The sequence below is a fragment of the Escherichia sp. MOD1-EC7003 genome (genome assembly GCF_002965065.1).
Lineage (GTDB): Bacteria > Pseudomonadota > Gammaproteobacteria > Enterobacterales > Enterobacteriaceae > Escherichia.
Genome location: NZ_PTRE01000015.1, coordinates 38,580 through 65,040 on the forward strand (window position 1 = coordinate 38,580; position 26,461 = coordinate 65,040).

Genomic DNA, 26,461 nt, shown 5'->3' on the forward strand with positions numbered 1-26,461 from the left:
ACAGAGAGTCGCGCTATTTGTTAGCGTAGGGCTTCAGTGATATAGTCTGCGCCATCTGATCGTAAGTAGTTGGCTTTATAAGATCAGGTATGCCGTGGTTTTACACGGCTTTTTTTTGTATAGGCTTCAGTATTCCTGAGTACCGTAAACCCTGTCAGGGAATAAGAAACGCGTGATGTTGTCTGCTACTCAACCACTTAGCGAAAAATTGCCAGCGCATGGCTGTCGTCATGTTGCGATCATTATGGACGGCAATGGGCGCTGGGCAAAAAAGCAAGGGAAGATTCGTGCCTTTGGGCATAAAGCCGGGGCAAAATCCGTCCGTCGGGCTGTCTCTTTTGCGGCCAACAGCGGTATTGAGGCGTTAACGCTGTATGCCTTTAGTAGTGAAAACTGGAACCGACCAGCGCAGGAAGTCAGTGCGTTAATGGAACTGTTTGTGTGGGCGCTCGATAGCGAAGTCAAAAGCTTGCACCGACATAACGTGCGTCTGCGTATTATTGGCGATACCAGTCGCTTTAACTCGCGTTTGCAAGAACGTATTCGTAAATCGGAAGCGCTAACAGCCGGGAATACCGGTCTGACGCTGAATATTGCGGCAAACTACGGTGGACGCTGGGATATAGTCCAGGGAGTCAGGCAACTGGCTGAAAAGGTGCAGCAAGGAAACCTGCAACCAGATCAGATAGATGAAGAGATGCTAAACCAGCATGTCTGTATGCATGAACTGGCCCCTGTAGATTTAGTGATTAGGACTGGGGGGGAGCATCGCATTAGTAACTTTTTGCTTTGGCAAATTGCCTATGCCGAACTTTACTTTACAGATGTTCTCTGGCCCGATTTCGATGAACAAGACTTTGAAGGGGCGTTAAATGCCTTTGCTAATCGAGAGCGTCGTTTCGGCGGCACCGAGCCCGGTGATGAAACAGCCTGATGGGGGTCGCTTTTGCTGAAGTATCGCCTGATATCTGCTTTTGTTTTAATACCCGTTGTCATCGCGGCGTTGTTTCTGTTGCCGCCGGTGGGGTTCGCTATTGTTACGCTGGTGGTCTGCATGCTGGCGGCGTGGGAATGGGGACAGCTTAGCGGTTTTACCACTCGCTCGCAGAGAGTCTGGTTGGCGGTGCTGTGCGGGTTATTGTTGGCGCTGATGCTTTTTCTGCTGCCAGAGTATCACCGAAATATTCATCAACCGCTGGTTGAAATCTCGCTTTGGGCTTCGCTGGGGTGGTGGATTGCCGCGCTATTGCTGGTGCTGTTTTACCCAGGTTCCGCGGCAATCTGGCGTAACTCCAAAATATTGCGCATCATTTTTGGCGTGCTAACCATTGTTCCCTTCTTCTGGGGCATGCTGGCGTTACGGGCCTGGCACTACGACGAGAATCATTACAGTGGCGCAATATGGCTGCTCTATGTCATGATCCTGGTTTGGGGTGCTGACTCAGGTGCATATATGTTTGGCAAATTGTTTGGTAAACATAAGCTGGCACCGAAGGTTTCTCCGGGTAAAACCTGGCAAGGCTTTATTGGCGGGCTTGCGACCGCAGCGGTAATCTCATGGGGCTATGGCATGTGGGCAAATCTCGACGTCGCCCCGGTCACTTTACTCATTTGCTCTATTGTCGCAGCGTTAGCCTCAGTGCTCGGCGATCTGACCGAGAGTATGTTTAAGCGTGAAGCAGGAATTAAGGACAGTGGTCATTTAATTCCAGGACACGGTGGTATTTTAGATCGTATTGATAGCCTGACGGCTGCTGTACCGGTCTTTGCTTGCTTGTTGTTGCTGGCATTCAGGACGCTTTAACGGAAGGTATTATGCTGAGTTTTCTCTGGGATTTGGCTTCGTTCATCGTTGCGCTGGGTGTACTTATCTCCGTACATGAATTTGGTCATTTCTGGGTTGCCCGGCGTTGTGGTGTTCGCGTTGAGCGTTTCTCAATAGGTTTTGGTAAGGCGCTCTGGCGCCGAACTGATAAGTCAGGCACCGAATATGTCATCGCCCTGATCCCGTTGGGCGGTTATGTCAAAATGCTGGATGAGCGCGCAGAACCGGTCGTTCCGGAACTCCGCCATCATGCTTTCAATAATAAATCTGTTGGCCAACGTGCGGCGATTATTGCCGCAGGTCCGGTTGCAAACTTCATTTTTGCTATCTTTGCCTACTGGCTGGTTTTTATCATTGGTGTGCCTGGGGTACGTCCGGTGGTTGGCGAAATAGCAGCCAATTCGATAGCTGCGGAAGCACAAATTGCACCAGGTACGGAACTAAAAGCTGTAGATGGTATCGAAACGCCTGATTGGGATGCCGTGCGTTTGCAGTTGGTCGATAAAATTGGCGATGAAAGCACCACCATTACGGTAGCGCCATTTGGTAGCGACCAACACCGGGATGTAAAGCTCGATTTACGTCACTGGGCGTTTAAGCCTGATAAAGAAGATCCGGTATCTTCGCTGGGGATTCGTCCTCGAGGGCTGCAAATTGAACCTGTACTGGAAAATGTGCAATCAAACTCGGCGGCAAGTAAGGCAGGTTTGCAAGCAGGCGACAGGATCGTTAAAGTCGATGGTCAGCCTTTAACGCAATGGGTGACCTTTGTGATGCTTGTCCGGGATAACCCGGGTAAATCCTTAGCGTTAGAAATCGAAAGGCAGGGGAGTCCTTTGTCTTTGACATTAATCCCGGAGAGTAGACCGGGCAATGGTAAGGCGATTGGTTTCGTTGGTATTGAGCCGAAAGTTATTCCTTTGCCAGATGAGTATAAAGTTGTACGCCAGTATGGGCCGTTCAACGCCATCGTCGAAGCCACAGACAAAACGTGGCAGTTGATGAAGCTGACGGTCAGTATGCTGGGAAAATTGATCACCGGTGATGTGAAACTGAACAACCTCAGTGGGCCGATCTCTATCGCCAAGGGGGCTGGGATGACAGCGGAACTCGGGGTTGTTTATTACCTGCCGTTTCTTGCGCTTATTAGCGTGAACTTAGGGATAATTAACCTGTTTCCGTTGCCCGTACTTGACGGGGGGCATCTGCTGTTCCTTGCGATCGAAAAGATCAAGGGCGGACCGGTATCCGAGCGGGTTCAAGACTTTTGTTATCGCATTGGCTCGATTCTGCTGGTGCTGTTAATGGGGCTTGCACTTTTCAATGATTTCTCTCGGTTATGAGAGTTAGTTAGGAAGAACGCATAATAACGATGGCGATGAAAAAGTTGCTCATAGCGTCGCTGCTGTTTAGCAGCGCCACCGTATACGGTGCTGAAGGGTTCGTAGTGAAAGATATTCATTTCGAAGGCCTTCAGCGTGTCGCCGTTGGTGCGGCCCTCCTCAGTATGCCGGTGCGCACAGGCGACACGGTTAATGATGAAGATATCAGTAATACTATTCGCGCTCTGTTTGCTACCGGCAACTTTGAGGATGTTCGCGTCCTTCGTGATGGTGATACCCTTCTGGTTCAGGTAAAAGAACGTCCGACCATTGCCAGCATTACTTTCTCCGGTAACAAATCGGTGAAAGATGACATGCTGAAGCAAAACCTTGAGGCTTCTGGCGTGCGTGTGGGCGAATCCCTCGATCGCACCACTATTGCCGATATCGAGAAAGGTCTGGAAGACTTCTACTACAGCGTCGGTAAATATAGCGCCAGCGTTAAAGCTGTCGTGACCCCGCTGCCGCGCAACCGTGTTGATCTAAAACTGGTGTTCCAGGAAGGTGTGTCAGCAGAAATCCAACAAATCAATATTGTTGGTAACCATGCTTTCACCACCGACGAACTGATCTCTCATTTCCAACTGCGTGACGAAGTGCCGTGGTGGAACGTGGTAGGCGATCGTAAATACCAGAAACAGAAACTGGCGGGCGACCTTGAAACCCTGCGCAGTTACTATCTGGATCGCGGTTATGCCCGTTTCAACATCGACTCTACCCAGGTCAGTCTGACGCCAGATAAAAAAGGTATTTACGTCACGGTGAACATCACCGAAGGCGAACAGTACAAGCTTTCTGGTGTTGAAGTGAGCGGCAACCTTGCCGGGCACTCCGCTGAAATTGAGCAGTTGACTAAGATCGAGCCGGGCGAGCTGTATAACGGCACCAAAGTGACCAAAATGGAAGATGACATTAAAAAGCTTCTCGGTCGCTATGGTTATGCCTATCCGCGCGTACAGTCGATGCCCGAAATCAACGATGCCGACAAAACCGTTAAATTACGTGTGAACGTTGATGCGGGTAACCGTTTCTATGTGCGTAAGATCCGTTTTGAAGGTAACGATACCTCGAAAGATGCTGTCCTGCGTCGTGAAATGCGTCAGATGGAAGGTGCATGGCTGGGTAGCGATCTGGTTGATCAGGGTAAGGAACGTCTGAATCGTCTTGGCTTCTTTGAAACTGTCGATACCGATACCCAACGTGTTCCGGGTAGCCCGGACCAGGTTGATGTCGTCTACAAGGTGAAAGAACGTAATACCGGTAGCTTCAACTTCGGGATTGGTTACGGTACTGAAAGTGGCGTGAGCTTCCAGGCTGGCGTGCAACAGGATAACTGGTTAGGTACGGGTTATGCCGTTGGTATCAACGGGACCAAAAACGATTACCAGACCTATGCTGAACTGTCGGTAACCAACCCGTATTACACCGTAGATGGTGTAAGCCTTGGCGGTCGTATCTTCTACAATGATTTCCAGGCAGATGACGCGGACCTGTCCGACTATACCAACAAGAGTTATGGTACAGACGTGACGTTGGGCTTCCCGATCAACGAATATAACTCACTGCGTGCTGGCTTGGGTTATGTACATAACTCTCTGTCCAACATGCAACCGCAGGTTGCGATGGAGCGCTATCTCGCATCGGTGGGTGCCTATGGAGAAGACAGCTTTGACGCTGATGACTTCACCTTTAACTACGGCTGGACGTATAACAGACTTGACCGCGGTTATTTCCCAACAGAGGGGACGCGCGTCAACCTGACGGGTAAAGTGACAGTTCCTGGGTCGGACAACGAATACTACAAAGTATCGCTGGACACCACGAGCTATATACCGATCGATGACGATCATAAGTGGGTCGTGCTGGGTCGTACTCGCTGGGGCTATGGTGACGGCATAGGGAGTAAAGAGATGCCGTTCTATGAGAACTTCTATGCCGGTGGTTCCAGCACGGTGCGTGGCTTCCAGTCCAACACCATTGGTCCGAAAGCTGTTTATGGCTATGGAGCACATACCGATCCTGATTACGACAATAACGATGATTACGAAGAGTGCACCAACAGTAATGGTTGTAAGTCAGATGATGCGGTGGGTGGTAATGCGATGGCTGTCGCTAGTCTGGAATTTATAACGCCAACGCCGTTTATCAGTGAGAAATATACCAACTCGGTGCGTACCTCTTTCTTCTTGGATATGGGTACCGTTTGGGATACCAATTGGCAGGATACGGCTTCGATGAGAGAGGCTGGTGTTCCTGATTATAGTGATCCAAGCAATATCCGTATGTCTGCGGGTATCGCATTACAATGGATGTCCCCATTGGGGCCGTTGGTGTTCTCCTACGCCCAGCCGTTCAAAAAGTACGATGGAGACAAGGCAGAACAGTTCCAGTTTAACATCGGTAAAACCTGGTAAGTGTTCTCCACAAAGGAATGTAGTGGTAGTGTAGCGATGACTTTAGGCGATCGATATAAGATCGCCGGGCCACGCAAAGAACTGCACCTTCCGGTGCAAATGGGATGGTAAGGAGTTTATTGTGAAAAAGTGGTTATTAGCTGCAGGTCTCGGTTTAGCACTGGCAACTTCTGCTCAGGCGGCTGACAAAATTGCAATCGTCAATATGGGCAGCCTGTTCCAGCAGGTAGCGCAGAAAACCGGTGTTTCTAACACGCTGGAAAATGAGTTCAAAGGCCGTGCCAGCGAACTGCAGCGTATGGAAACCGATCTGCAGGCTAAAATGAAAAAGCTGCAGTCCATGAAAGCGGGCAGCGATCGTACTAAGCTGGAAAAAGATGTTATGGCCCAGCGCCAGACTTTTGCTCAGAAAGCGCAGGCTTTTGAGCAGGATCGCGCACGTCGTTCCAACGAAGAACGCGGCAAACTGGTTACTCGTATCCAGACTGCAGTGAAATCCGTTGCCAACAGCCAGGACATCGATCTGGTTGTTGATGCAAACGCCGTTGCTTACAACAGCAGCGATGTTAAAGACATCACTGCCGACGTACTGAAACAGGTTAAATAAGTAATGCCTTCAATTCGACTGGCTGATTTAGCGCAGCAGTTGGATGCAGAACTACACGGTGATGGCGATATCGTCATCACCGGCGTTGCGTCCATGCAATCTGCACAAACAGGTCACATCACGTTCATGGTCAACCCAAAATACCGTGAGCATTTAGGCTTGTGCCAGGCGTCCGCGGTTGTCATGACCCAGGACGATCTTCCTTTCGCGAAAAGTGCTGCGCTGGTGGTGAAGAATCCCTACCTGACTTACGCGCGCATGGCGCAAATTTTAGATACCACGCCGCAGCCCGCGCAGAATATTGCACCGAGTGCAGTGATTGATGCGACGGCGAAGCTGGGTAACAACGTATCAATTGGCGCTAACGCGGTGATTGAGTCCGGCGTTGAACTGGGCGATAACGTGATTATCGGTGCCGGTTGCTTCGTAGGTAAAAACAGCAAAATCGGTGCAGGTTCGCGTCTCTGGGCGAACGTAACCATATACCATGAGATCCAGATCGGTCAGAATTGCCTGATCCAGTCCGGAACCGTGGTTGGCGCAGATGGCTTTGGCTATGCCAACGATCGGGGTAACTGGGTGAAGATCCCGCAGATTGGTCGCGTAATTATTGGCGATCGCGTGGAGATCGGCGCATGTACCACTATCGATCGCGGCGCGCTGGATGACACCGTGATCGGCAATGGTGTGATCATTGATAACCAGTGCCAGATTGCACATAACGTCGTGATTGGCGACAATACGGCGGTTGCCGGTGGCGTCATTATGGCGGGCAGCCTGAAAATTGGTCGTTACTGCATGATCGGCGGAGCCAGCGTAATCAACGGGCATATGGAAATATGCGACAAAGTGACGGTTACGGGCATGGGTATGGTAATGCGTCCCATCACTGAACCTGGCGTCTATTCCTCAGGCATTCCGCTGCAACCTAACAAAGTCTGGCGTAAAACCGCTGCACTGGTGATGAACATTGATGACATGAGCAAGCGTCTGAAGTCGCTTGAGCGCAAGGTTAATCAACAAGACTAACGTTCCATCTTTTGTTCGCCAAACTTTACGGCCTGTCTCATTCTTACGATTGCGGCAGGCCGTGTTATTATTGTCGTTTCTTATATTTTGACAGGAAGAGTATCTTGACTACTAACACTCATACTCTGCAGATTGAAGAGATTTTAGAGCTTCTGCCGCACCGTTTCCCATTCTTACTGGTGGATCGCGTGCTGGATTTTGAAGAAGGTCGTTTTCTGCGGGCAGTAAAAAATGTCTCTGTCAATGAGCCATTCTTCCAGGGCCATTTCCCTGGAAAACCGATTTTCCCGGGTGTGCTGATTCTGGAAGCAATGGCACAGGCAACAGGTATTCTGGCGTTTAAAAGCGTAGGAAAACTGGAACCGGGTGAGCTGTACTACTTCGCCGGTATTGACGAAGCGCGCTTCAAGCGCCCGGTCGTACCAGGCGATCAAATGATCATGGAAGTCACTTTCGAAAAAACGCGCCGCGGCCTGACTCGTTTTAAAGGGGTTGCTCTGGTCGACGGTAAAGTAGTTTGCGAAGCAACGATGATGTGTGCTCGTAGCCGGGAGGCCTGATACGTGATTGATAAATCTGCCTTTGTGCATCCAACCGCCATTGTGGAAGAGGGCGCGTCGATTGGCGCCAACGTTCACATTGGTCCTTTTTGTATTGTTGGACCCCATGTCGAAATTGGTGAGGGCACCGTACTGAAATCTCACGTTGTCGTGAATGGCCATACTAAAATTGGCCGTGATAATGAGATTTATCAGTTCGCCTCCATCGGCGAAGTTAACCAGGATCTGAAATATGCTGGCGAACCGACCCGTGTGGAAATCGGCGATCGTAACCGCATTCGCGAAAGCGTCACCATTCATCGTGGCACAGTCCAGGGCGGTGGATTGACGAAGGTGGGCAGCGACAACTTACTGATGATCAACGCGCACATTGCGCACGATTGTACGGTAGGTAACCGCTGTATTCTCGCCAACAACGCAACGCTGGCGGGTCACGTATCGGTAGACGACTTCGCGATCATCGGCGGTATGACCGCAGTCCATCAGTTCTGCATCATTGGTGCGCATGTGATGGTTGGCGGCTGCTCTGGTGTGGCGCAAGACGTTCCTCCTTATGTCATTGCGCAGGGTAACCACGCAACGCCGTTCGGTGTCAATATCGAAGGGCTGAAGCGTCGCGGATTCAGCCGTGAGGCGATTACCGCTATCCGCAATGCGTATAAGCTGATTTATCGCAGCGGTAAAACGCTTGATGAAGTGAAACCGGAAATTGCTGAACTGGCAGAAACGTATCCGGAAGTGAAAGCGTTTACCGATTTCTTTGCACGCTCAACGCGCGGTCTGATTCGTTAATGACTGAACAGCGTCCATTAACGATTGCCCTGGTCGCCGGAGAAACCTCCGGCGATATCCTGGGGGCCGGTTTAATCCGCGCTCTGAAAGAACGTGTGCCCAATGCCCGCTTTGTTGGCGTTGCCGGGCCACGAATGCAGGCTGAAGGCTGCGAAGCCTGGTACGAAATGGAAGAGCTGGCAGTGATGGGCATTGTTGAAGTGCTCGGGCGTCTGCGTCGCTTACTGCATATTCGTGCCGATCTGACAAAGCGTTTTGGCGAACTGAAGCCAGATGTTTTTGTCGGTATTGATGCGCCTGACTTCAATATTACCCTTGAAGGTAACCTCAAAAAGCAGGGTATCAAAACCATTCATTACGTCAGTCCGTCCGTCTGGGCGTGGCGACAGAAACGCGTTTTCAAAATAGGCAGAGCCACCGATCTGGTGCTCGCATTTCTGCCTTTCGAAAAAGCGTTTTATGACAAATACAACGTGCCGTGCCGCTTTATCGGCCACACTATGGCTGATGCCATGCCGTTAGATCCAGATAAAAATGCTGCCCGTGATGTGTTGGGGATCCCTCACGATGCCCACTGTCTGGCATTGTTGCCGGGCAGCCGTGGTGCGGAAGTCGAAATGCTTAGTGCCGATTTCCTGAAGACGGCTCAGCTTTTGCGCCAGACATATCCGGATCTCGAGATCGTGGTGCCGTTGGTGAATGCCAAACGCCGCGAGCAGTTTGAACGAATCAAAGCTGAAGCCGCGCCAGACCTTTCGGTTCATATGCTGGATGGAATGGGCCGTGAGGCGATGGTCGCCAGCGATGCGGCACTTCTGGCGTCGGGGACGGCAGCACTGGAGTGCATGCTGGCGAAATGCCCGATGGTGGTAGGGTATCGCATGAAGCCTTTTACCTTCTGGCTGGCGAAGCGGCTGGTGAAAACTGATTATGTTTCTCTACCCAATTTGCTGGCGGGCAGAGAGTTAGTCAAAGAGTTATTGCAGGAAGAGTGTGAGCCGCAAAAACTGGCTGCGGCGCTGTTACCGCTGTTGGCGAACGGGAAAACCAGCCACGCGATGCACGATACCTTCCGCGAACTGCATCTGCAGATCCGCTGCAATGCCGATGAGCAGGCGGCACAAGCCGTTCTGGAGTTAGCACAATGATCGAATTTGTTTATCCGCACACGCAACTGGTTGCGGGTGTGGATGAAGTCGGACGTGGGCCATTGGTTGGCGCAGTTGTCACTGCTGCTGTGATCCTTGACCCGGCTCGCCCGATTGCCGGGCTGAATGATTCCAAAAAGCTGAGCGAAAAACGCCGTCTGGCGCTCTGTGAAGAGATCAAAGAGAAAGCGTTGAGCTGGAGCCTGGGCCGCGCGGAACCCCACGAAATCGACGAACTGAATATTTTACACGCGACCATGCTGGCGATGCAGCGTGCCGTTGCTGGGCTGCATATTGAACCGGAATATGTGTTGATTGATGGTAACCGCTGCCCGAAATTACCGATGCCTGCGATGGCAGTGGTTAAAGGTGACAGCCGTGTGCCGGAAATCAGTGCCGCGTCTATCCTGGCGAAAGTGACGCGCGACGCCGAAATGGCGGCGCTGGATATTGTTTTCCCGCAATATGGTTTTGCCCAACACAAAGGCTATCCAACCGCGTTTCATCTGGAAAAACTGGCTGAATATGGTGCGACGGAACATCATCGGCGCAGCTTTGGGCCTGTCAAACGCGCACTGGGACTTGCGTCCTGATTCTTGTGTCGATATTAAGTAAACCGGAATCTGAAGATGTCTGAACCACGTTTCGTACACCTGCGGGTGCACAGCGACTACTCGATGATCGATGGCCTGGCCAAAACCGCGCCGCTGGTAAAAAAGGCGGCGGCGTTGGGCATGCCAGCACTGGCGATCACCGATTTCACCAACCTTTGCGGTCTGGTGAAGTTCTACGGAGCGGGACATGGCGCAGGGATTAAGCCCATCGTCGGGGCAGATTTTAACGTTCAGAGCGAACTGCTGGGTGATGAGTTAACCCACCTGACGGTGCTGGCGGCGAACAATACTGGCTACCAGAATCTGACGTTGCTGATCTCAAAAGCGTATCAGCGCGGTTACGGTGCCGCCGGGCCGATCATTGATCGCAACTGGCTTATCGAATTAAACGAAGGGCTGATCCTCCTTTCCGGCGGGCGCATGGGCGACGTTGGACGCAGTCTTTTGCGTGGTAACAGCGCACTGGTAGATGAGTGTGTCGCGTTTTATGAAGAACACTTCCCGGATCGCTATTTTCTCGAGCTGATCCGCACCGGCAGGCCGGACGAAGAAAGCTACCTGCACGCGGCGGTGGAACTGGCAGAAGTGCGCGGTTTGCCCGTCGTGGCGACCAATGACGTTCGCTTTATCGACAGCAGCGACTTTGATGCACACGAAATCCGCGTCGCGATCCACGACGGCTTTACCCTCGACGATCCTAAACGCCCGCGTAACTATTCGCCGCAGCAATATATGCGTAGCGAAGAGGAGATGTGCGAGCTGTTTGCCGACATCCCCGAAGCCCTTGCCAACACCGTTGAGATCGCCAAACGCTGTAATGTGACTGTGCGTCTGGGTGAATACTTCCTGCCGCAGTTCCCGACCGGAGACATGAGTACCGAAGATTATCTGGTCAAGCGTGCAAAAGAAGGGCTGGAAGAGCGTCTGGCATTTTTATTCCCTGATGAGGAAAAACGTCTTCAGCGTCGCCCGGAATATGACGAGCGTCTGGAGACTGAACTTCAGGTTATCAACCAGATGGGCTTCCCGGGTTACTTCCTCATCGTTATGGAATTTATCCAGTGGTCGAAGGATAACGGCGTACCGGTCGGGCCAGGCCGTGGTTCTGGTGCAGGTTCACTGGTGGCCTATGCGCTAAAAATCACCGACCTCGATCCGCTGGAATTTGACCTGCTGTTCGAACGTTTCCTTAACCCGGAACGTGTCTCCATGCCTGACTTCGACGTTGACTTCTGTATGGAGAAACGCGACCAGGTTATTGAACACGTGGCAGACATGTACGGTCGTGATGCGGTATCGCAGATCATTACCTTCGGTACGATGGCGGCAAAAGCGGTGATCCGCGACGTAGGCCGCGTGCTGGGGCATCCATACGGCTTTGTCGATCGTATCTCGAAACTGATCCCGCCCGATCCGGGGATGACGCTGGCGAAAGCGTTTGAAGCCGAGCCGCAGCTGCCGGAAATCTACGAAGCGGATGAAGAGGTTAAGGCGCTGATCGACATGGCGCGCAAACTGGAAGGGGTGACCCGTAACGCCGGTAAGCACGCCGGTGGGGTGGTTATCGCGCCGACCAAAATAACTGATTTTGCGCCGCTTTATTGCGATGAAGAGGGCAAACATCCAGTCACTCAATTTGATAAAAGTGACGTTGAATACGCCGGGCTGGTGAAGTTCGACTTCCTCGGTTTGCGTACGCTTACCATCATCAACTGGGCGCTGGAGATGATCAATAAGCGGCGGGCGAAGAATGGTGAGCCACCGCTGGATATCGCCGCGATCCCGCTGGATGACAAGAAAAGTTTCGACATGCTGCAACGCTCGGAAACCACGGCGGTATTCCAGCTTGAATCGCGCGGCATGAAGGACCTGATCAAGCGTCTGCAACCTGACTGCTTCGAAGATATGATCGCACTGGTGGCGCTGTTCCGTCCCGGTCCGTTGCAATCAGGGATGGTAGATAACTTTATCGACCGTAAACATGGCCGCGAAGAGATCTCCTATCCGGACGTGCAATGGCAGCATGAAAGCCTGAAACCGGTACTGGAGCCAACCTACGGTATCATCCTGTATCAGGAACAGGTCATGCAGATTGCGCAGGTGCTTTCTGGTTATACCCTCGGTGGCGCAGATATGCTGCGTCGTGCGATGGGTAAGAAAAAGCCGGAAGAGATGGCTAAGCAGCGTTCTGTATTTGCTGAAGGTGCAGAAAAGAACGGAATTAACGCCGAACTGGCGATGAAAATCTTCGATCTGGTGGAGAAATTCGCTGGTTACGGATTTAACAAATCACACTCTGCGGCCTATGCTTTGGTGTCATATCAAACGTTATGGCTGAAAGCGCATTATCCGGCAGAGTTTATGGCGGCGGTAATGACCGCAGATATGGACAACACCGAGAAGGTGGTGGGCCTGGTGGATGAGTGCTGGCGGATGGGGCTGAAAATCCTGCCACCAGATATAAACTCCGGTCTTTACCATTTCCACGTCAACGACGACGGTGAAATCGTGTATGGTATTGGCGCGATCAAAGGGGTAGGTGAAGGTCCGATTGAGGCGATCATCGAAGCCCGTAATAAAGGCGGCTACTTCCGCGAACTGTTTGATCTCTGCGCCCGTACCGACACTAAAAAGTTAAACCGGCGAGTGCTGGAAAAACTGATCATGTCCGGGGCGTTTGACCGCCTTGGGCCACACCGCGCGGCGCTGATGAACTCGCTGGGCGATGCGTTAAAAGCCGCAGATCAACACGCGAAAGCGGAAGCCATCGGTCAGGCCGATATGTTCGGCGTGCTGGCTGAAGAGCCGGAACAAATTGAACAATCCTACGCCAGCTGCCAACCGTGGCCGGAGCAGGTGGTATTAGATGGGGAACGTGAAACATTAGGTCTGTACCTGACCGGACACCCTATCAATCAGTATTTAAAAGAGATTGAGCGTTATGTCGGAGGCGTAAGGCTGAAAGACATGCACCCGACAGAACGTGGTAAAGTCACCACGGCTGCGGGGCTCGTTGTTGCCGCGCGGGTTATGGTCACCAAGCGCGGCAATCGTATCGGTATCTGCACGCTGGATGACCGTTCCGGGCGCCTGGAAGTCATGTTGTTTACTGACGCCCTGGATAAATACCAGCAATTGCTGGAAAAAGACCGCATACTTATCGTCAGCGGACAGGTCAGCTTTGATGACTTCAGCGGCGGGCTTAAAATGACCGCTCGCGAAGTGATGGATATTGACGAAGCCCGGGAAAAATATGCTCGCGGGCTTGCTATCTCGCTGACGGACAGGCAAATTGATGACCAGCTTTTAAACCGACTCCGTCAGTCTCTGGAACCCCACCGCTCTGGGACAATTCCAGTACATCTCTACTATCAGAGGGCGGATGCACGTGCGCGGTTGCGTTTTGGCGCGACGTGGCGTGTCTCTCCGAGCGATCGTTTATTAAACGATCTCCGTGGCCTCATTGGTTCGGAGCAGGTGGAACTGGAGTTTGACTAATACAGGAATACTATGAGTCTGAATTTCCTTGATTTTGAACAGCCGATTGCAGAGCTGGAAGCGAAAATCGATTCTCTGACTGCGGTTAGCCGCCAGGATGAGAAACTGGATATTAACATCGATGAAGAAGTGCATCGTCTGCGTGAAAAAAGCGTAGAACTGACGCGTAAAATCTTCGCCGATCTCGGTGCATGGCAGATTGCGCAACTGGCACGCCATCCACAGCGCCCTTATACCCTGGATTACGTTCGCCTGGCATTTGATGAATTTGACGAACTGGCTGGCGACCGCGCGTATGCAGACGATAAAGCTATCGTCGGTGGTATCGCCCGTCTCGATGGTCGTCCGGTGATGATCATTGGTCATCAAAAAGGGCGTGAAACCAAAGAAAAAATTCGCCGTAACTTTGGTATGCCAGCGCCAGAAGGTTACCGCAAAGCACTGCGTCTGATGCAAATGGCTGAACGCTTTAAGATGCCAATCATCACTTTTATCGACACCCCAGGGGCTTATCCGGGCGTGGGCGCAGAAGAACGCGGGCAGTCTGAAGCCATTGCACGCAACCTGCGTGAAATGTCTCGCCTTAGCGTACCGACTATCTGCACCGTTATCGGGGAAGGTGGTTCTGGTGGTGCACTGGCGATTGGCGTGGGTGATAAAGTGAATATGTTGCAATACAGCACCTATTCCGTTATCTCGCCGGAAGGTTGCGCGTCCATTCTGTGGAAGAGCGCCGACAAAGCGCCGCTGGCGGCTGAAGCGATGGGGATCATCGCTCCGCGTCTGAAAGAACTGAAACTGATCGACTCCATCATCCCGGAACCGCTGGGTGGCGCCCACCGTAACCCGGAAGCGATGGCGGCATCTTTGAAAGCGCAACTGCTGGCAGATCTGGCCGATCTCGATGTGTTAAGCACTGAAGATTTAAAAAATCGTCGTTATCAGCGCCTGATGAGCTACGGCTACGCGTAATCAGCAAATGTTCTGAAAAGGGTCACTTCGGTGGCCCTTCTTTGTATGTAGTTTATTTCGTCATATTATAAATATGTTTCGATAATCTTACTTTCGCTTTCCCCAGCCATAAAATTCTTGAACTCACGTTGATAACTCCGATTTCGGAGGCATATACCAATATACACAGTGGTTAAAAAATAATAACCTTATCAGGTTTATAGAATTTTTAAGGATAAAATATGAAAGCAATTTTAGGATTTGATCGTCTTCTTATGCCGAGTGTACTGGTGTTTTTTTACTGGCTGGCTATGGTGCTGACACTGATCGGCGGTGTCATCTTCATATTTAGCGGAAGCATTATCTTGGGGTTAGTTTATACCGTCATTGGTCTTATTAGCTGTCGTATGACTTTCGAATTAATTATGATAGCGTTTAAGAATAACGAATATTTGCGCCGCATTGCCGAGAGTGTTAGCAAGAATAGTGCAGAGTAATCCCCCGCAAAGCGCCTCATCAGGCCGCATCTCAACCGCTATTACAGGCGTTTGAGATGTTGTTTTAAATTCAGTGTAAATGTCTGATTCATCTTTCCTGTAATTTATGCGTATTATCAATATATAGCGATGCACGTGCGGATCATATCAATGCAGGAGATTCTATGTTGGGTTTAAAACAGGTTCACCATATTGCGATTATTGCGACGGATTATGCGGTGAGCAAAGCTTTCTACTGCGATATTCTCGGTTTCACATTGCAAAGCGAAGTTTATCGCGAAGCGCGCGACTCGTGGAAAGGGGATTTGGCGCTTAATGGGCAATATGTGATTGAGCTTTTCTCATTTCCGTTCCCGCCGGAGCGCCCCAGCCGACCGGAGGCTTGTGGTCTGCGTCATCTGGCTTTTAGCGTTGATGATATCGATGCGGCAGTGGCGCATCTTGAAAGTCATAATGTGAAGTGCGAAGCCATACGTGTCGATCCATACACGCAAAAACGCTTCACGTTCTTTAATGATCCGGACGGGCTGCCGTTGGAACTGTATGAGCAGTAAGACTTGTCATCGCCACATTTGCCCGGTAACGTGCCGGGCATTGCTACTGTAAAATCGCACCATCATGACACTCACTCTCAATAGACAACTTCTCACCTCACGCCATATTCTGGTGGCCTTTAGCGGCGGGCTTGACTCCACCGTTCTGCTGCATCAGTTGGTGCAGTGGCAGACGGAAAATCCGGGCGTCACTCTGCGCGCTATCCATGTGCATCACGGTTTAAGTGCCAATGCTGATGCCTGGGTTATGCATTGTGAAAACATCTGCCAACAGTGGCAGGTGCCGCTGGTGGTCGAGCGTGTACAACTTGCGCAAGAAGGACTGGGCATTGAGGCCCAGGCGCGGCAGGCACGTTATCAGGCATTTGCGCGTACTCTGTTACCCGGTGAAGTACTGGTTACGGCGCAGCATCTTGACGATCAATGTGAAACCTTTCTGCTGGCGCTAAAACGCGGTAGCGGTCCTGCCGGGCTTTCGGCTATGGGGGAAATCTCGGAGTTTGCTGGAACGCGGCTTATCCGCCCGTTGCTCGCCCGCACGCGGGGAGAACTGGAGCAGTGGGCGCGTGAGCATGATTTACGTTGGATTGAAGACGAAAGTAATCAGGATGATAGCTACGATCGTAACTTCCTGCGCCTGCGTGTGGTGCCGTTATTGCAGCAGCGTTGGCCGCATTTTGCCGAATCAACGGCCCGCAGCGCCGCACTTTGTGCTGAACAAGAGAGCCTGTTAGATGAACTGCTGGCAGATGATTTGGCGCACTGCCAAATGCCGCAGGGGACGCTGCAGATTGCGCCAATGCTGGCGATGAGTGATGTCCGTCGCGCGGCGATTATCCGCCGCTGGCTGGCAGGACAGAATGCACCGATGCCTTCCCGCGACGCGCTGGTGAGGATCTGGCAGGAAGTGGCGCTGGCGCGAGAGGATGCTTCCCCCTGTTTACGTTTGGGCGCCTTTGAAATCCGACGCTATCAGTCGCAACTGTGGTGGATTAAATCCGTCACCGGGCAAAGCGAAACCATTGTGCCGTGGCAGGCCTGGCAACAGCCGCTGGAATTACCGGCAACTCTGGGAAGTGTACAGCTTACTGCGGGGGGCGATATTCGCCCTCCACGTGCAGACGAAGCAGTCAGCGTGCGTTTCAAAGCGCCAGGATTGCTGCATATTGTCGGGCGCAACGGTGGACGTAAGCTGAAGAAAATCTGGCAGGAACTGGGTGTGCCGCCGTGGCTGCGTGATACTACGCCGCTGCTGTTTTATGGCGAAACACTGATTGCGGCGGCAGGGGTTTTTGTTACGCAAGAAGGTGTGGCTGAAGGAGAGAATGGCGTAATTTTTGTCTGGCAGAAAACGCTTAGTTAAGGGAAAACCGGATAAGACGCTTCAAACGTCGCATCCGGCGAAAGTCAATCAGGACTCGCTTACCACCACCGTACCAATTTCCGGGTGGCTAAAGCTGGTAATTTTATCCAGGCGCAACTCGCGGGTTTCGCCAGCGGCCTCGACGACCAGATACTCCACATTTTTGCGGGAGACTAAATCGCTGGCTTTTGCCTGCAATTTTTCGCCATCTTTCAACTCAAGTGTCAGCATTAAATGATGCTGGCAGGCGAGCTCAAGATTATCGTAATCATCACAATTAATGGGTTGATACGTATCATTCATTGACATAATCGCTCACCAGTAAGTTTGCCGCAGCGTATGCTGCTTTTTCCCTTACAGCTTCAGAAAGGGCGTCGTCGGCAGCCATTTCATTCAGCACCTTCAAAACGCAGCCCAGCGCGTCCGGAACGTATCCTAAGTCTCCGCTGGCGATTTCCGCGTACCGCTTGCGTATTAACTCACAATATTTTTCCACATGCCCTCCTGTCAGTACTCTGACTTAACCGTGGATGCAAGTCTAAGCCTACGAAGATAAACCCTGTTTCGCAAGATGACTATACCACACTCATTTCTGCAATATCAGCGCCGCAACTGCACGTATTCCGTTACAATGGCCTCCTGATTCGAAAGGAGTTTTCTTATGGCGCTTAAAGCGACAATTTATAAAGCGACGGTTAATGTGGCCGATCTCGACCGCAACCAGTTTCTCGATGCCTCTCTGACGCTGGCGCGCCACCCTTCAGAAACCCAGGAGCGTATGATGCTGCGCCTGCTGGCGTGGTTGAAATATGCCGATGAACGTCTGCAATTTACCCGAGGTTTGTGTGCCGATGATGAGCCGGAAGCGTGGCTGCGTAACGATCACCTGGGCATTGATTTGTGGATTGAACTGGGGCTACCGGATGAGCGGCGGATTAAGAAAGCCTGCACCCAGGCCGCAGAGGTGGCGCTGTTTGCCTATAATAGTCGGGCGGCGCAAATCTGGTGGCAGCAAAATCAGCGTAAATGTGCACAGTTTGCCAATCTTTCCGTCTGGTATCTGGACGATGAGCAACTGGCAAAAGTGAGCGCCTTTGCCGATCGTACCATGACGCTGCAGGCAACGATTCAGGATGGGGTGATTTGGTTATCGGATGATAAGAATAATCTGGAAGTAAACTTAATCGCCTGGCAACGACCTTCATGATTGTGATTTCCCGACATGTTACTATCCCCGATGGCGAACTTGAGATCACCGCCATCCGTGCGCAGGGCGCGGGCGGGCAGCATGTTAATAAGACTTCAACGGCTATTCATCTGCGTTTTGACATTCGGGCGTCCAGCCTGCCAGAGTATTACAAAGAGCGCCTGCTTGCCGCTAGTCATCATTTGATCAGCAGTGATGGAGTGATAGTCATTAAGGCACAGGAATACCGCAGCCAGGAACTGAACCGCGAAGCGGCGCTGGCCCGGCTGGTGGCTGTGATTAAAGAATTAACAACAGAACAAAAAGCCCGACGACCGACACGACCTACCCGTGCATCGAAAGAGCGCAGGCTGGCATCGAAATCACAAAAATCAAGCGTGAAGGCGTTGCGTGGCAAAGTGCGCAGCGGTCGGGAATAAAAAGAAGGAATGGATGGTGAAAAAAGCGATAGTGACAGCGATGGCTGTTATCAGCCTCTTTACACTGATGGGATGTAATAATCGGGCCGAAGTCGACACGCTTTCTTCGGCGCAGGCAGCCGAACTGAAACCGATGCCGCAAAGTTGGCGTGGCGTGCTGCCGTGTGCTGATTGCGAAGGAATCGAAACCTCTCTGTTCCTCGAAAAAGAGGGAACATGGGTGATGAATGAGCGTTATCTGGGGGCGCGTGAAGAGCCTTCATCCTTTGCTTCCTACGGTACATGGGCGCGAACCGCTGACAAGCTGGTATTAACCGACAGTAAAGGTGAAAAGTCATATTATCGGGCGAAAGGAGATGCACTGGAGATGCTCGATCGTGAAGGCAATCCAATTGAATCGCAGTTCAACTACACGCTGGAACCGGCTCGATCCAGCTTACCCATGACGCCGATGCCCCTGCGGGGCATGTATTTTTATATGGCTGATGTGGCGACCTTCACTGATTGCGCGACCGGAAAACGTTTCATGGTGGCGAATAACGCAGAGCTGGAGCGTGGCTACCTGACCGCGCGTGGTAACAGTGAAAAACCGGTGTTACTGTCAGTAGAAGGTCACTTTACGCTGGAGGCTAATCCGGATACCGGTGCGCCGACCAAAGTATTCATGCCCGATACGGCAGGTAAATTTTATCCGAACCAGGATTGTAGTAGTTTGGGGCAGTAATCCGTCTTGAGACTGAAGCAAACGAAAAAATAGCCTGATGCGCTGCGCTTATCAGGCCTACAACATATAATGCAATATTTTGAATTAGCTCGATTTGTAGGCCAGGTAAGGCGTTCACGCCGCATCCGGCATTTTGTGCTCGAGGCTGGCTTTTATCACTGGGTCAGCCCAATAAAGCGACTCGCTTTAATAAAAGAAAGCAGGGGAGAAGCAGGCGGCAGTACGCCTTTGGTTTATCCATTTTTACAATCCATGTAAGAAAGGGCCCTGAAATTCAGGACCCTTTCTGGCATCAGCCTTTAATCTGTTTCACCAGATAATCGACGATGTCACCAGTCTTAATTAACTGTTTCTCGCCGTTACGACGATATTTATATTCGATATCGTCGTTGTCGAGGTTACGGTCGCCCAGCACAATAGTGTGCGGAATACCGATCAGTTCCATATCAGCAAACATCACGCCCGGACGCTCTTTGCGGTCATCCAGCAGCACTTCGATACCTTGTGCACGCAGTTCGCTGTACAGTTTCTCAGCAAGTTCCTGTACGCGGAAGGATTTGTGCATGTTCATCGGCAGAATCGCCACCTGGAACGGTGCGATCGCGTCAGGCCATACGATGCCGCGTTCGTCGTAGTTCTGCTCAATCGCCGCAGCTACTACGCGCGTTACACCGATACCGTAGCAACCCATCGTCAGGATCTGGTTACGGCCATCTTCACCTTGTACGGAGGCTTTCAGTGCTTCGGAGTACTTAGTACCCAGCTGGAAGATGTGACCGACTTCGATACCTCGTTTGATCAGCAGCGTACCCTGACCATCCGGGCTTGGATCGCCCGCTACCACGTTACGGATATCAGCAATTTCTGGGGTAGCGACATCGCGATCCCAGTTGATACCGAAGTAGTGTTTTCCATCGATGTTAGCACCAGCAGCGAAATCACTCATCGCCGCAACGGTACGGTCAATCACTACCGGAATCGGCATGTTTACCGGACCTAGTGAACCCGGACCGGCTTTAACCACGGCACGAATTTCTTCTTCAGTCGCAAAAGTCAGCGGGCTGGCAACCTGCGGCAGTTTTTCCGCTTTAACTTCGTTCAGCTCGTGGTCACCACGCACCAGCAGCGCAACCAGCGGGAAGCTACTGCCTTCAACCGCTTTAACCAGCAGAGTCTTAACTGTTTTCTCAATCGGCAGATTGAACTGTTCAACCAGTTCAGCGATGGTTTTCGCGTTCGGCGTATCAACCTGCGTCATTTCCTGGGTAGCAGCGCCGCGCGGTTCTTTTGGCGCGATAGCTTCTGCCAGTTCAATGTTCGCGGCATAGTCAGAGGTGTCGGAGAAGACCACATCGTCTTCACCACTCTGCGCCAGCACCTGGAATTCGTGAGAGGCGCTACCGCCGATAGAACCGGTGTCGGCCTGTACGGCGCGGAAATCCAGCCCCATGCGGCTGAAGATTTTGCTGTAGGCCGCATACATTGCATCGTAGGTTTCCTGCAGGGATTCCTGAGAAGTATGGAAAGAGTAAGCATCTTTCATCAGGAATTCGCGGGAGCGCATGACGCCGAAACGTGGACGCACTTCATCGCGGAACTTGGTCTGGATCTGATAGAAGTTCAGCGGCAGCTGTTTGTAAGAACTCAGCTCGTTACGAATCAGGTCAGTGATAACTTCTTCATGAGTTGGGCCGAGTACGAACGGACGCTCGCCACGGTCAACAAAACGCAGCAGTTCCGGACCGTACTGTTCCCAACGACCACTCTCTTGCCACAAATCGGCTGGCTGAACCACCGGCATCGACACCTCGATTGCACCGGCGTTGTTCATTTCTTCACGCACGATGTTTTCGACTTTTTTCAGAACGCGCACGCCGGTCGGCAGCCAGGTATATAACCCGGAGGCCAGCTTGCGGATCATCCCGGCGCGCAGCATCAGCTGATGGCTGATCACCTCGGCGTCGGCAGGTGTCTCCTTGAGAGTGGAGAGCAGGTATTGGCTAGTACGCATGTTGTTACAGTTCCAGTTGGAAGGTAGAACAGGCTCAAGGCGAGCCTGGGACAAAAAAAGTGATTTAGTTTACCAGTGCAAAAGAAATGTCAAAAGAGAAGGGAGTGAATTTAACGCGGTTCCAGCGCAAAGACTTCAAAACCAGCGTCGGTGACGCGCCAGCGAACATTAAAATCATGCAGCCAGACGGCATAGGTTTTGCCCGTTTCCTCACCTTTACGATAGGCCGGGCGCGGGTCCTGCGCCAGTACTTCGCGGATAAACAGCGTTAATTGCGGATAACGCTTCTCCTGCGTCAAAAGTTGCTTTTCTACTTCTGTGGTAAAACTCACCGCCATCTCTGCTGCTGGCGCACTTTGCGCATAGCTGGCACTGGCATCGGGAAGCGATTCGGCAAAGGGGAGATACGGTTTGATATCCACTACCGGCGTACCATCGACCAGATCCAGACTGCCGAGCTTCAGAATCACGCTATCTTTATGGCAAACAACCTCTTTCAGCTCTACCAGCGACATACCAATCGGGTTAGGGCGGAAAGTAGAGCGTGTGGCGAAAACCCCCATTCTGGCGTTACCACCGAGGCGCGGTGGACGCACAGTCGGACGCCAGCCGCCTTCCATCGTTTGATGAAAGACGAAAAGGATCCATAAATGGCTGAACGCCTCCAGGCCGCGCACGGCGTCGGTCTGGTTGTAGGGAGCAATGAGATGCAGTTCGCCGTTGGCACTTTTTACCAGACCTGGCTGGCGCGGAACGGCGAATTTTTCTTTATAGGGCGAGCGAATAACGCCTATTTGCTCGAACTGGAAACTGCTCATTTCGCCGTAATGTTAAGCGCAGAACCGATACATACAGCCTGACGATAACAGCCTGGCGTACCGCTGGTGACTTCGCAGCTATGCAGTAATACCGCATTGGCTTTCATTTTAGATGCATTGATTTGCATCCGCTTACGCGCGGTTGGAATGCTCGGTGGAGAGTCCTGATTAGAGGCCTGGCAAGAGTCGCCACTGACTTCACCGAGATCGCGGAACGGTTTGCCGACTAATTCTTCTGCATTGGTATAAATTCGGACCGGCGTAGCGCGCGGTGCTTTCGGTTTTGCAGGCTCCGCTTTCGGCTGGGGTGCAGTGCTTTGAACGGGTTCGACAGGGGATCTGCTTAACATGGAACAGCCGCTTAGCATGAGTGCTACTAAACAGATCGGTAAAGCACGCATAGTATTTCCTCAATGTATGATCAAAACGTCAATATTGAATCAGGCGCTTGTAAAAATGACAAGACGGGCAAGCGCCCGTCCTGAATGATATTACAAATTGTAGAAACAGCCTAAAAATTACCAGCCTTTAACAGCGCCGCCGTTAAACACTTTGTTTGCTGCTTCGTAAACTTCGTCAGACTGATAAGCCTGGACGAATTTCTTCACGTTCTCGGCATCTTTGTTATCTTCACGCGTCACGATCAGGTTTACGTACGGGGAGTCTTTATCTTCGACAAAGATACCGTCTTTCGCTGGAGTCAAGCCAATCTGGCTGGCATAGGTGGTGTTGATAACTGCCAGAGCGATTTGCGCGTCGTCCAGAGAGCGCGGCAGCTGTGGTGCTTCCAGCTCAACAATTTTCAGGTTTTTGGGGTTCTCAACAACATCAAGAACGGTCGGTAGCAGGCCAACGCCATCTTTCAGTTTGATTAAGCCCATTTTTTGCAGTAGCAGCAGGGAGCGACCAAGGTTAGTTGGGTCGTTTGGCACGGCAACCTGCGAACCATCCTGCAATTCATCCAGTGATTTGATTTTCTTGGAGTAGCCAGCAATTGGATAAACAAAAGTATTACCTACTGCGACCAGTTTGTAGCCACGATCTTTCAGTTGCTGATCAAGGTACGGTTTATGCTGGAAGGCGTTGGCGTCGATATCGCCTTTGCTTAATGCTTCGTTTGGCAGCACATAGTCGTTGAAAGTTACCAGCTCAACGTCCAGACCATATTTGTCTTTCGCAACTTTCTGCGCGACTTCTGCAACCTGCTGTTCGGCACCAACAATCACGCCGACTTTAATGTGGTTTGGATCTTTTTCATCCTGACCGCAGCCTACCAGTGCCAGTGATCCAATAAGAGCTCCCACTGCCGCAAAGGTTTTGAATTTGAACGCCATACCTTATTCCTTCTTCAATTATTTATGTTGTGTTGAACGTTACTTGCGAGTGACAGCCCGGACGATGCGGTCGCCTGCGAACTGAATTAAATAAACCAGAATGACCAGCAATACCAGTACCGTATTCATTACCGTTGCGTTGTAACCGATGTAGCCATACTGATAGCCAATCTGACCTAAACCACCGGCACCGACAGCCCCCCCCATCGCTGAATAACCGACCAGGGTAATCAGGGTGATAGTTGCCGCATTCACCAGACCCGGCAATGCTTCCGGTAACAGCACCTTACGGACGATCTGCATTGGCGTGGCACCCATTGCACGGGAGGCTTCAATTAACCCGGTTGGGATCTCCAGCAGCGCGTTCTCGACCATACGGGCAATAAACGGTGCGGCACCAACGGTCAGTGGGACAATCGCTGCCTGCAAACCAATCGATGTACCGACAATAACGCGGGTAAACGGAATCATCCATACCAACAAGATAATGAACGGGATGGAACGAAAAATGTTCACTATGGCTGATATGGTGCGATATAGCTTCGTGTTAGCAATAATTTGCCCCGGGCGCGTGACATAAAGCAGAACGCCGACCGGCAGACCAATCACGAAACCAAAAAAACCGGATACGAAGGTCATCGCCAGCGTTTCCCATACGCCACGAACCAGTAACCACATCATCGGCTCAGACATAACCCAGTACCTCTACTTTTACATGGTGTTGCTGCAGCCAGGTGATGGCCGCTTGCGTATCTTGCTGTGTGCCGTGCATTTCAGTCAGCATGATGCCGAACTTAACGCCACCGGCATAATCCATCTGCGCGCTAATGATGTTGTTATTGACATTGAAACGGCGCGTGGTTTCAGAAAGCAGCGGGGCGTCGACCGACTGACCGGTAAACTCCAGACGCAGCATCGGCACGCAGTCAGCGAATGGTTCCGCTTGCAGACGTTCCTGATAATCTTCCGGGATATCCAGATGCAGGGTCGACTGAATAAACTTCTGCGCCAGCGGCGTTTTCGGATGCGAGAACACTTCACTTACCGTGTCCTGCTCGATCAACTCGCCATTACTGATCACCGCCACGCAATCACAAATGCGCTTCACAACGTCCATTTCGTGGGTGATCAACAGAATCGTCAACCCCAGACGGCGGTTGATATCTTTCAGCAGTTCGAGGATAGAACGTGTCGTTGCCGGGTCCAGCGCGCTGGTGGCTTCATCACACAGCAATACTTTGGGATAGCTGGCTAACGCTCGGGCAATCGCCACACGCTGTTTCTGTCCACCGGAAAGGTTAGACGGGTAGCTATCATGCTTATCGCCAAGACCAACCAATGACAGCAATTCCGTCACGCGACGTTTGATCTCATCTTTCGGTGTATTGTCCAGCTCCAGCGGCAGAGCCACGTTGCCAAAAACAGTACGCGAAGAGAGCAGGTTAAAATGCTGGAAAATCATACCAATCTGGCGGCGAGCTTTGGTCAACTCGGATTCTGACAGCGTGGTCAGTTCCTGGCCATCGACCAGCACGCTACCCTCGGTTGGGCGCTCCAGCAGGTTTACACAACGTATAAGCGTACTCTTACCCGCGCCTGAGGCACCGATAACGCCATAAATTTGTCCAGCCGGCACATGCAGGCTGACGTTGTTCAACGCCTGGATGGTGCGGGTGCCCTGGTGGAACACTTTGGTGATATTCGAAAGTTTTATCATTGATTATTTATTATCGTCATTAAGTTAGTCGTGGCATTTCTACTGCCTGAAACGGTCAAAGCCGTCAATGAAATGGATGTTAAGGCATCTAGACGTCTAAATCAATCAGGTTTATGCGAAGAGCACTTTCTTGCAGGTCGAAACATGCGATACTAGCGTCACATGCCTTATTAAGGAGCTATAAAAGGTGGCGAAGAGCGTACCCGCAATTTTTCTTGACCGTGATGGCACCATTAATGTCGACCACGGCTATGTTCATGAGATCGACAACTTTGAATTTATCGATGGTGTCATTGACGCCATGCGCGAGCTGAAAAAAATGGGCTTTGCACTGGTGGTCGTAACCAACCAGTCTGGCATTGCTCGCGGCAAATTTACAGAAGCACAGTTTGAAACGCTGACCGAGTGGATGGACTGGTCACTGGCAGACCGCGATGTCGATCTGGATGGTATCTATTATTGCCCGCATCATCCGCAGGGGAGTGTTGAAGAGTTTCGCCAGGTCTGCGATTGCCGTAAACCACATCCGGGGATGCTTTTGTCAGCACGCGATTATTTGCATATTGATATGGCCGCTTCTTATATGGTGGGCGATAAACTAGAAGATATGCAGGCAGCGGCTGCGGCGAACGTGGGAACAAAAGTGCTGGTGCGTACGGGTAAACCTGTTACACCTGAAGCAGAAAACGCGGCAGATTGGGTGTTAAATAGCCTGGCAGACCTGCCGCAAGCGATAAAAAAGCAGCAAAAACCGGCATAATGATTAAAAGATGAGCGGTTGAAGTGAAAATGCATTTTTCCGCTTGTCTTCCTGAGACGACTCCCTATAATGCGCCTCCATCGACACGGCAGATGTGAATCACTTCACAAAAAAACAGCCGGTTCGGTTGAAGAGAAAAAATCCTGAAATTCAGGGTTGACTCTGAAAGAGGAAGGCGTAATATACGCCACCTCGCGACAGTGAGCTGAAAGCCGCGTCGCAACTGCTCTTTAACAA

The 26,461-nt window shown here is 51.5% G+C and carries 27 protein-coding genes; 19 read left to right on the forward strand and 8 right to left on the reverse strand.

Going from position 1 to position 26,461, the window contains the following annotated elements; all coding sequences use genetic code 11:
* The first annotated feature begins 175 nt into the window (after window positions 1-175).
* The 15 genes from ispU (at window position 176) to tilS (ending at window position 17,234) form a co-directional block, all read left to right on the forward strand.
* The gene (gene ispU / locus A7090_RS02275) at window positions 176-934 is read left to right on the forward strand and encodes a (2E,6E)-farnesyl-diphosphate-specific ditrans,polycis-undecaprenyl-diphosphate synthase (protein ID WP_001520518.1); all 759 of its coding nucleotides are present in this window, start codon (window positions 176-178) and stop codon (window positions 932-934) included.
* A 12-nt stretch (window positions 935-946) separates the two neighbouring features.
* Complete coding sequence (gene cdsA / locus A7090_RS02280; RefSeq protein WP_105272871.1) at window positions 947-1,804, forward strand: phosphatidate cytidylyltransferase; 858 nt, start codon at window positions 947-949, stop codon at window positions 1,802-1,804.
* Between the two features lie 11 nt (window positions 1,805-1,815).
* Complete coding sequence (rseP, locus tag A7090_RS02285; protein ID WP_105272872.1) at window positions 1,816-3,168, forward strand: sigma E protease regulator RseP; 1,353 nt, start codon at window positions 1,816-1,818, stop codon at window positions 3,166-3,168.
* 29 nt (window positions 3,169-3,197) lie between these two features.
* A complete protein-coding gene (bamA, locus tag A7090_RS02290) occupies window positions 3,198-5,621 on the forward strand; it encodes an outer membrane protein assembly factor BamA (protein ID WP_105272873.1) in 2,424 nt (807 codons plus the stop codon).
* Between the two features lie 121 nt (window positions 5,622-5,742).
* Window positions 5,743-6,228, forward strand: a complete 486-nt coding sequence (skp, locus tag A7090_RS02295; protein ID WP_000758956.1) for a molecular chaperone Skp — start codon at window positions 5,743-5,745, stop codon at window positions 6,226-6,228.
* A gap of 3 nt (window positions 6,229-6,231) precedes the next feature.
* Entirely contained in the window at window positions 6,232-7,257 is a 1,026-nt protein-coding gene (lpxD, locus tag A7090_RS02300; RefSeq protein WP_001139282.1) for a UDP-3-O-(3-hydroxymyristoyl)glucosamine N-acyltransferase, read from the forward strand.
* Between the two features lie 104 nt (window positions 7,258-7,361).
* The gene (gene fabZ, locus A7090_RS02305) at window positions 7,362-7,817 is read left to right on the forward strand and encodes a 3-hydroxyacyl-ACP dehydratase FabZ (RefSeq protein WP_000210739.1); all 456 of its coding nucleotides are present in this window, start codon (window positions 7,362-7,364) and stop codon (window positions 7,815-7,817) included.
* Between the two features lie 3 nt (window positions 7,818-7,820).
* Window positions 7,821-8,609 (forward strand): acyl-ACP--UDP-N-acetylglucosamine O-acyltransferase, encoded by a 789-nt coding sequence (gene lpxA / locus A7090_RS02310; RefSeq protein ID WP_000565979.1) that lies wholly within the window; start codon window positions 7,821-7,823, stop codon window positions 8,607-8,609.
* Window positions 8,609-9,757: a lipid-A-disaccharide synthase gene (lpxB, locus tag A7090_RS02315; RefSeq protein WP_105272874.1), complete on the forward strand. Its 1,149-nt coding sequence runs from the start codon at window positions 8,609-8,611 to the stop codon at window positions 9,755-9,757. Before lpxA ends, lpxB begins: the two co-directional genes overlap by 1 nt.
* Window positions 9,754-10,350 (forward strand): ribonuclease HII, encoded by a 597-nt coding sequence (gene rnhB, locus A7090_RS02320; RefSeq protein ID WP_105272875.1) that lies wholly within the window; start codon window positions 9,754-9,756, stop codon window positions 10,348-10,350. Before lpxB ends, rnhB begins: the two co-directional genes overlap by 4 nt.
* 36 nt (window positions 10,351-10,386) lie before the next feature.
* Window positions 10,387-13,869 (forward strand): DNA polymerase III subunit alpha, encoded by a 3,483-nt coding sequence (gene dnaE / locus A7090_RS02325; protein ID WP_105272876.1) that lies wholly within the window; start codon window positions 10,387-10,389, stop codon window positions 13,867-13,869.
* 12 nt (window positions 13,870-13,881) lie between these two features.
* Window positions 13,882-14,841 (forward strand): acetyl-CoA carboxylase carboxyl transferase subunit alpha, encoded by a 960-nt coding sequence (gene accA / locus A7090_RS02330; protein ID WP_000055746.1) that lies wholly within the window; start codon window positions 13,882-13,884, stop codon window positions 14,839-14,841.
* A gap of 221 nt (window positions 14,842-15,062) precedes the next feature.
* Window positions 15,063-15,317, forward strand: a complete 255-nt coding sequence (locus A7090_RS02335) for a DUF4282 domain-containing protein (RefSeq protein ID WP_105272877.1) — start codon at window positions 15,063-15,065, stop codon at window positions 15,315-15,317.
* 164 nt (window positions 15,318-15,481) lie between these two features.
* A complete protein-coding gene (locus A7090_RS02340; protein ID WP_000901098.1) occupies window positions 15,482-15,871 on the forward strand; it encodes a VOC family protein in 390 nt (129 codons plus the stop codon).
* A gap of 64 nt (window positions 15,872-15,935) precedes the next feature.
* Complete coding sequence (gene tilS / locus A7090_RS02345; protein WP_105272878.1) at window positions 15,936-17,234, forward strand: tRNA lysidine(34) synthetase TilS; 1,299 nt, start codon at window positions 15,936-15,938, stop codon at window positions 17,232-17,234.
* A gap of 48 nt (window positions 17,235-17,282) precedes the next feature.
* On the opposite strand, the gene rof is transcribed toward tilS, so the two are convergent.
* Entirely contained in the window at window positions 17,283-17,543 is a 261-nt protein-coding gene (gene rof / locus A7090_RS02350; protein WP_000062312.1) for a Rho-binding antiterminator, read from the reverse strand.
* On the reverse strand, window positions 17,530-17,730 hold the full coding sequence (locus A7090_RS02355; RefSeq protein ID WP_000417058.1) for a YaeP family protein: 201 nt from the start codon (window positions 17,728-17,730) through the stop codon (window positions 17,530-17,532). Before A7090_RS02355 ends, rof begins: the two co-directional genes overlap by 14 nt.
* Before the next feature lie 165 nt (window positions 17,731-17,895).
* On the opposite strand from A7090_RS02355, the gene A7090_RS02360 reads away from it, so the two are divergent.
* Genes A7090_RS02360 through nlpE form a run of 3 tightly spaced genes read left to right on the forward strand, consistent with a single transcriptional unit; the run spans window position 17,896 to window position 19,584 of the window.
* Window positions 17,896-18,441, forward strand: a complete 546-nt coding sequence (locus A7090_RS02360; RefSeq protein ID WP_105272879.1) for a YaeQ family protein — start codon at window positions 17,896-17,898, stop codon at window positions 18,439-18,441.
* Entirely contained in the window at window positions 18,438-18,860 is a 423-nt protein-coding gene (arfB, locus tag A7090_RS02365; RefSeq protein WP_105272880.1) for an alternative ribosome rescue aminoacyl-tRNA hydrolase ArfB, read from the forward strand. The genes A7090_RS02360 and arfB overlap by 4 nt, the downstream gene beginning before the upstream one ends.
* Window positions 18,861-18,873: 13 nt before the next feature.
* Window positions 18,874-19,584, forward strand: a complete 711-nt coding sequence (gene nlpE / locus A7090_RS02370) for an envelope stress response activation lipoprotein NlpE (RefSeq protein ID WP_105272881.1) — start codon at window positions 18,874-18,876, stop codon at window positions 19,582-19,584.
* A gap of 292 nt (window positions 19,585-19,876) precedes the next feature.
* Here the strand turns inward: nlpE and proS are convergent, their stop codons facing one another.
* The 6 genes from proS to metN form a co-directional block, all read right to left on the reverse strand.
* A complete protein-coding gene (gene proS, locus A7090_RS02375) occupies window positions 19,877-21,595 on the reverse strand; it encodes a proline--tRNA ligase (protein ID WP_105272882.1) in 1,719 nt (572 codons plus the stop codon).
* Between the two features lie 110 nt (window positions 21,596-21,705).
* On the reverse strand, window positions 21,706-22,413 hold the full coding sequence (gene tsaA, locus A7090_RS02380) for a tRNA (N6-threonylcarbamoyladenosine(37)-N6)-methyltransferase TrmO (protein WP_105272883.1): 708 nt from the start codon (window positions 22,411-22,413) through the stop codon (window positions 21,706-21,708).
* The gene (rcsF, locus tag A7090_RS02385) at window positions 22,410-22,814 is read right to left on the reverse strand and encodes an Rcs stress response system protein RcsF (RefSeq protein ID WP_001202329.1); all 405 of its coding nucleotides are present in this window, start codon (window positions 22,812-22,814) and stop codon (window positions 22,410-22,412) included. The genes tsaA and rcsF overlap by 4 nt, the downstream gene beginning before the upstream one ends.
* Before the next feature lie 117 nt (window positions 22,815-22,931).
* Window positions 22,932-23,747, reverse strand: a complete 816-nt coding sequence (metQ, locus tag A7090_RS02390; RefSeq protein WP_105272884.1) for a methionine ABC transporter substrate-binding lipoprotein MetQ — start codon at window positions 23,745-23,747, stop codon at window positions 22,932-22,934.
* A gap of 39 nt (window positions 23,748-23,786) precedes the next feature.
* A complete protein-coding gene (locus tag A7090_RS02395) occupies window positions 23,787-24,440 on the reverse strand; it encodes a methionine ABC transporter permease MetI (protein ID WP_105272885.1) in 654 nt (217 codons plus the stop codon).
* Window positions 24,433-25,464: a methionine ABC transporter ATP-binding protein MetN gene (gene metN / locus A7090_RS02400; protein WP_105272886.1), complete on the reverse strand. Its 1,032-nt coding sequence runs from the start codon at window positions 25,462-25,464 to the stop codon at window positions 24,433-24,435. Before metN ends, A7090_RS02395 begins: the two co-directional genes overlap by 8 nt.
* Before the next feature lie 187 nt (window positions 25,465-25,651).
* Between metN and gmhB the strand changes: the two genes are divergently transcribed.
* Window positions 25,652-26,224 carry a D-glycero-beta-D-manno-heptose 1,7-bisphosphate 7-phosphatase gene (gene gmhB, locus A7090_RS02405; protein ID WP_001140178.1) on the forward strand — a complete coding sequence of 191 codons (573 nt, stop codon included), beginning with the start codon at window positions 25,652-25,654 and terminating at the stop codon, window positions 26,222-26,224.
* Window positions 26,225-26,461: the final 237 nt, after the last annotated feature.

What these genes read in the sequence shown, in the direction of transcription:
- rof (WP_000062312.1), bottom strand. Translation starts at nt 17,543, where the DNA reads ATGTCAATGAATGATACGTATCAACCCATTAATTGTGATGATTACGAT.
- rcsF (WP_001202329.1), bottom strand. Translation starts at nt 22,814, where the DNA reads ATGCGTGCTTTACCGATCTGTTTAGTAGCACTCATGCTAAGCGGCTGT.
- bamA (WP_105272873.1), top strand. Translation starts at nt 3,198, where the DNA reads ATGGCGATGAAAAAGTTGCTCATAGCGTCGCTGCTGTTTAGCAGCGCC.
- lpxB (WP_105272874.1), top strand. Translation starts at nt 8,609, where the DNA reads ATGACTGAACAGCGTCCATTAACGATTGCCCTGGTCGCCGGAGAAACC.
- tsaA (WP_105272883.1), bottom strand. Translation starts at nt 22,413, where the DNA reads ATGAGCAGTTTCCAGTTCGAGCAAATAGGCGTTATTCGCTCGCCCTAT.
- dnaE (WP_105272876.1), top strand. Translation starts at nt 10,387, where the DNA reads ATGTCTGAACCACGTTTCGTACACCTGCGGGTGCACAGCGACTACTCG.
- accA (WP_000055746.1), top strand. Translation starts at nt 13,882, where the DNA reads ATGAGTCTGAATTTCCTTGATTTTGAACAGCCGATTGCAGAGCTGGAA.
- lpxD (WP_001139282.1), top strand. Translation starts at nt 6,232, where the DNA reads ATGCCTTCAATTCGACTGGCTGATTTAGCGCAGCAGTTGGATGCAGAA.
- A7090_RS02340 (WP_000901098.1), top strand. Translation starts at nt 15,482, where the DNA reads ATGTTGGGTTTAAAACAGGTTCACCATATTGCGATTATTGCGACGGAT.
- A7090_RS02335 (WP_105272877.1), top strand. Translation starts at nt 15,063, where the DNA reads ATGAAAGCAATTTTAGGATTTGATCGTCTTCTTATGCCGAGTGTACTG.
- proS (WP_105272882.1), bottom strand. Translation starts at nt 21,595, where the DNA reads ATGCGTACTAGCCAATACCTGCTCTCCACTCTCAAGGAGACACCTGCC.
- arfB (WP_105272880.1), top strand. Translation starts at nt 18,438, where the DNA reads ATGATTGTGATTTCCCGACATGTTACTATCCCCGATGGCGAACTTGAG.
- rseP (WP_105272872.1), top strand. Translation starts at nt 1,816, where the DNA reads ATGCTGAGTTTTCTCTGGGATTTGGCTTCGTTCATCGTTGCGCTGGGT.
- metN (WP_105272886.1), bottom strand. Translation starts at nt 25,464, where the DNA reads ATGATAAAACTTTCGAATATCACCAAAGTGTTCCACCAGGGCACCCGC.
- ispU (WP_001520518.1), top strand. Translation starts at nt 176, where the DNA reads ATGTTGTCTGCTACTCAACCACTTAGCGAAAAATTGCCAGCGCATGGC.
- nlpE (WP_105272881.1), top strand. Translation starts at nt 18,874, where the DNA reads ATGGTGAAAAAAGCGATAGTGACAGCGATGGCTGTTATCAGCCTCTTT.
- metQ (WP_105272884.1), bottom strand. Translation starts at nt 23,747, where the DNA reads ATGGCGTTCAAATTCAAAACCTTTGCGGCAGTGGGAGCTCTTATTGGA.
- A7090_RS02360 (WP_105272879.1), top strand. Translation starts at nt 17,896, where the DNA reads ATGGCGCTTAAAGCGACAATTTATAAAGCGACGGTTAATGTGGCCGAT.
- tilS (WP_105272878.1), top strand. Translation starts at nt 15,936, where the DNA reads ATGACACTCACTCTCAATAGACAACTTCTCACCTCACGCCATATTCTG.
- rnhB (WP_105272875.1), top strand. Translation starts at nt 9,754, where the DNA reads ATGATCGAATTTGTTTATCCGCACACGCAACTGGTTGCGGGTGTGGAT.
- A7090_RS02395 (WP_105272885.1), bottom strand. Translation starts at nt 24,440, where the DNA reads ATGTCTGAGCCGATGATGTGGTTACTGGTTCGTGGCGTATGGGAAACG.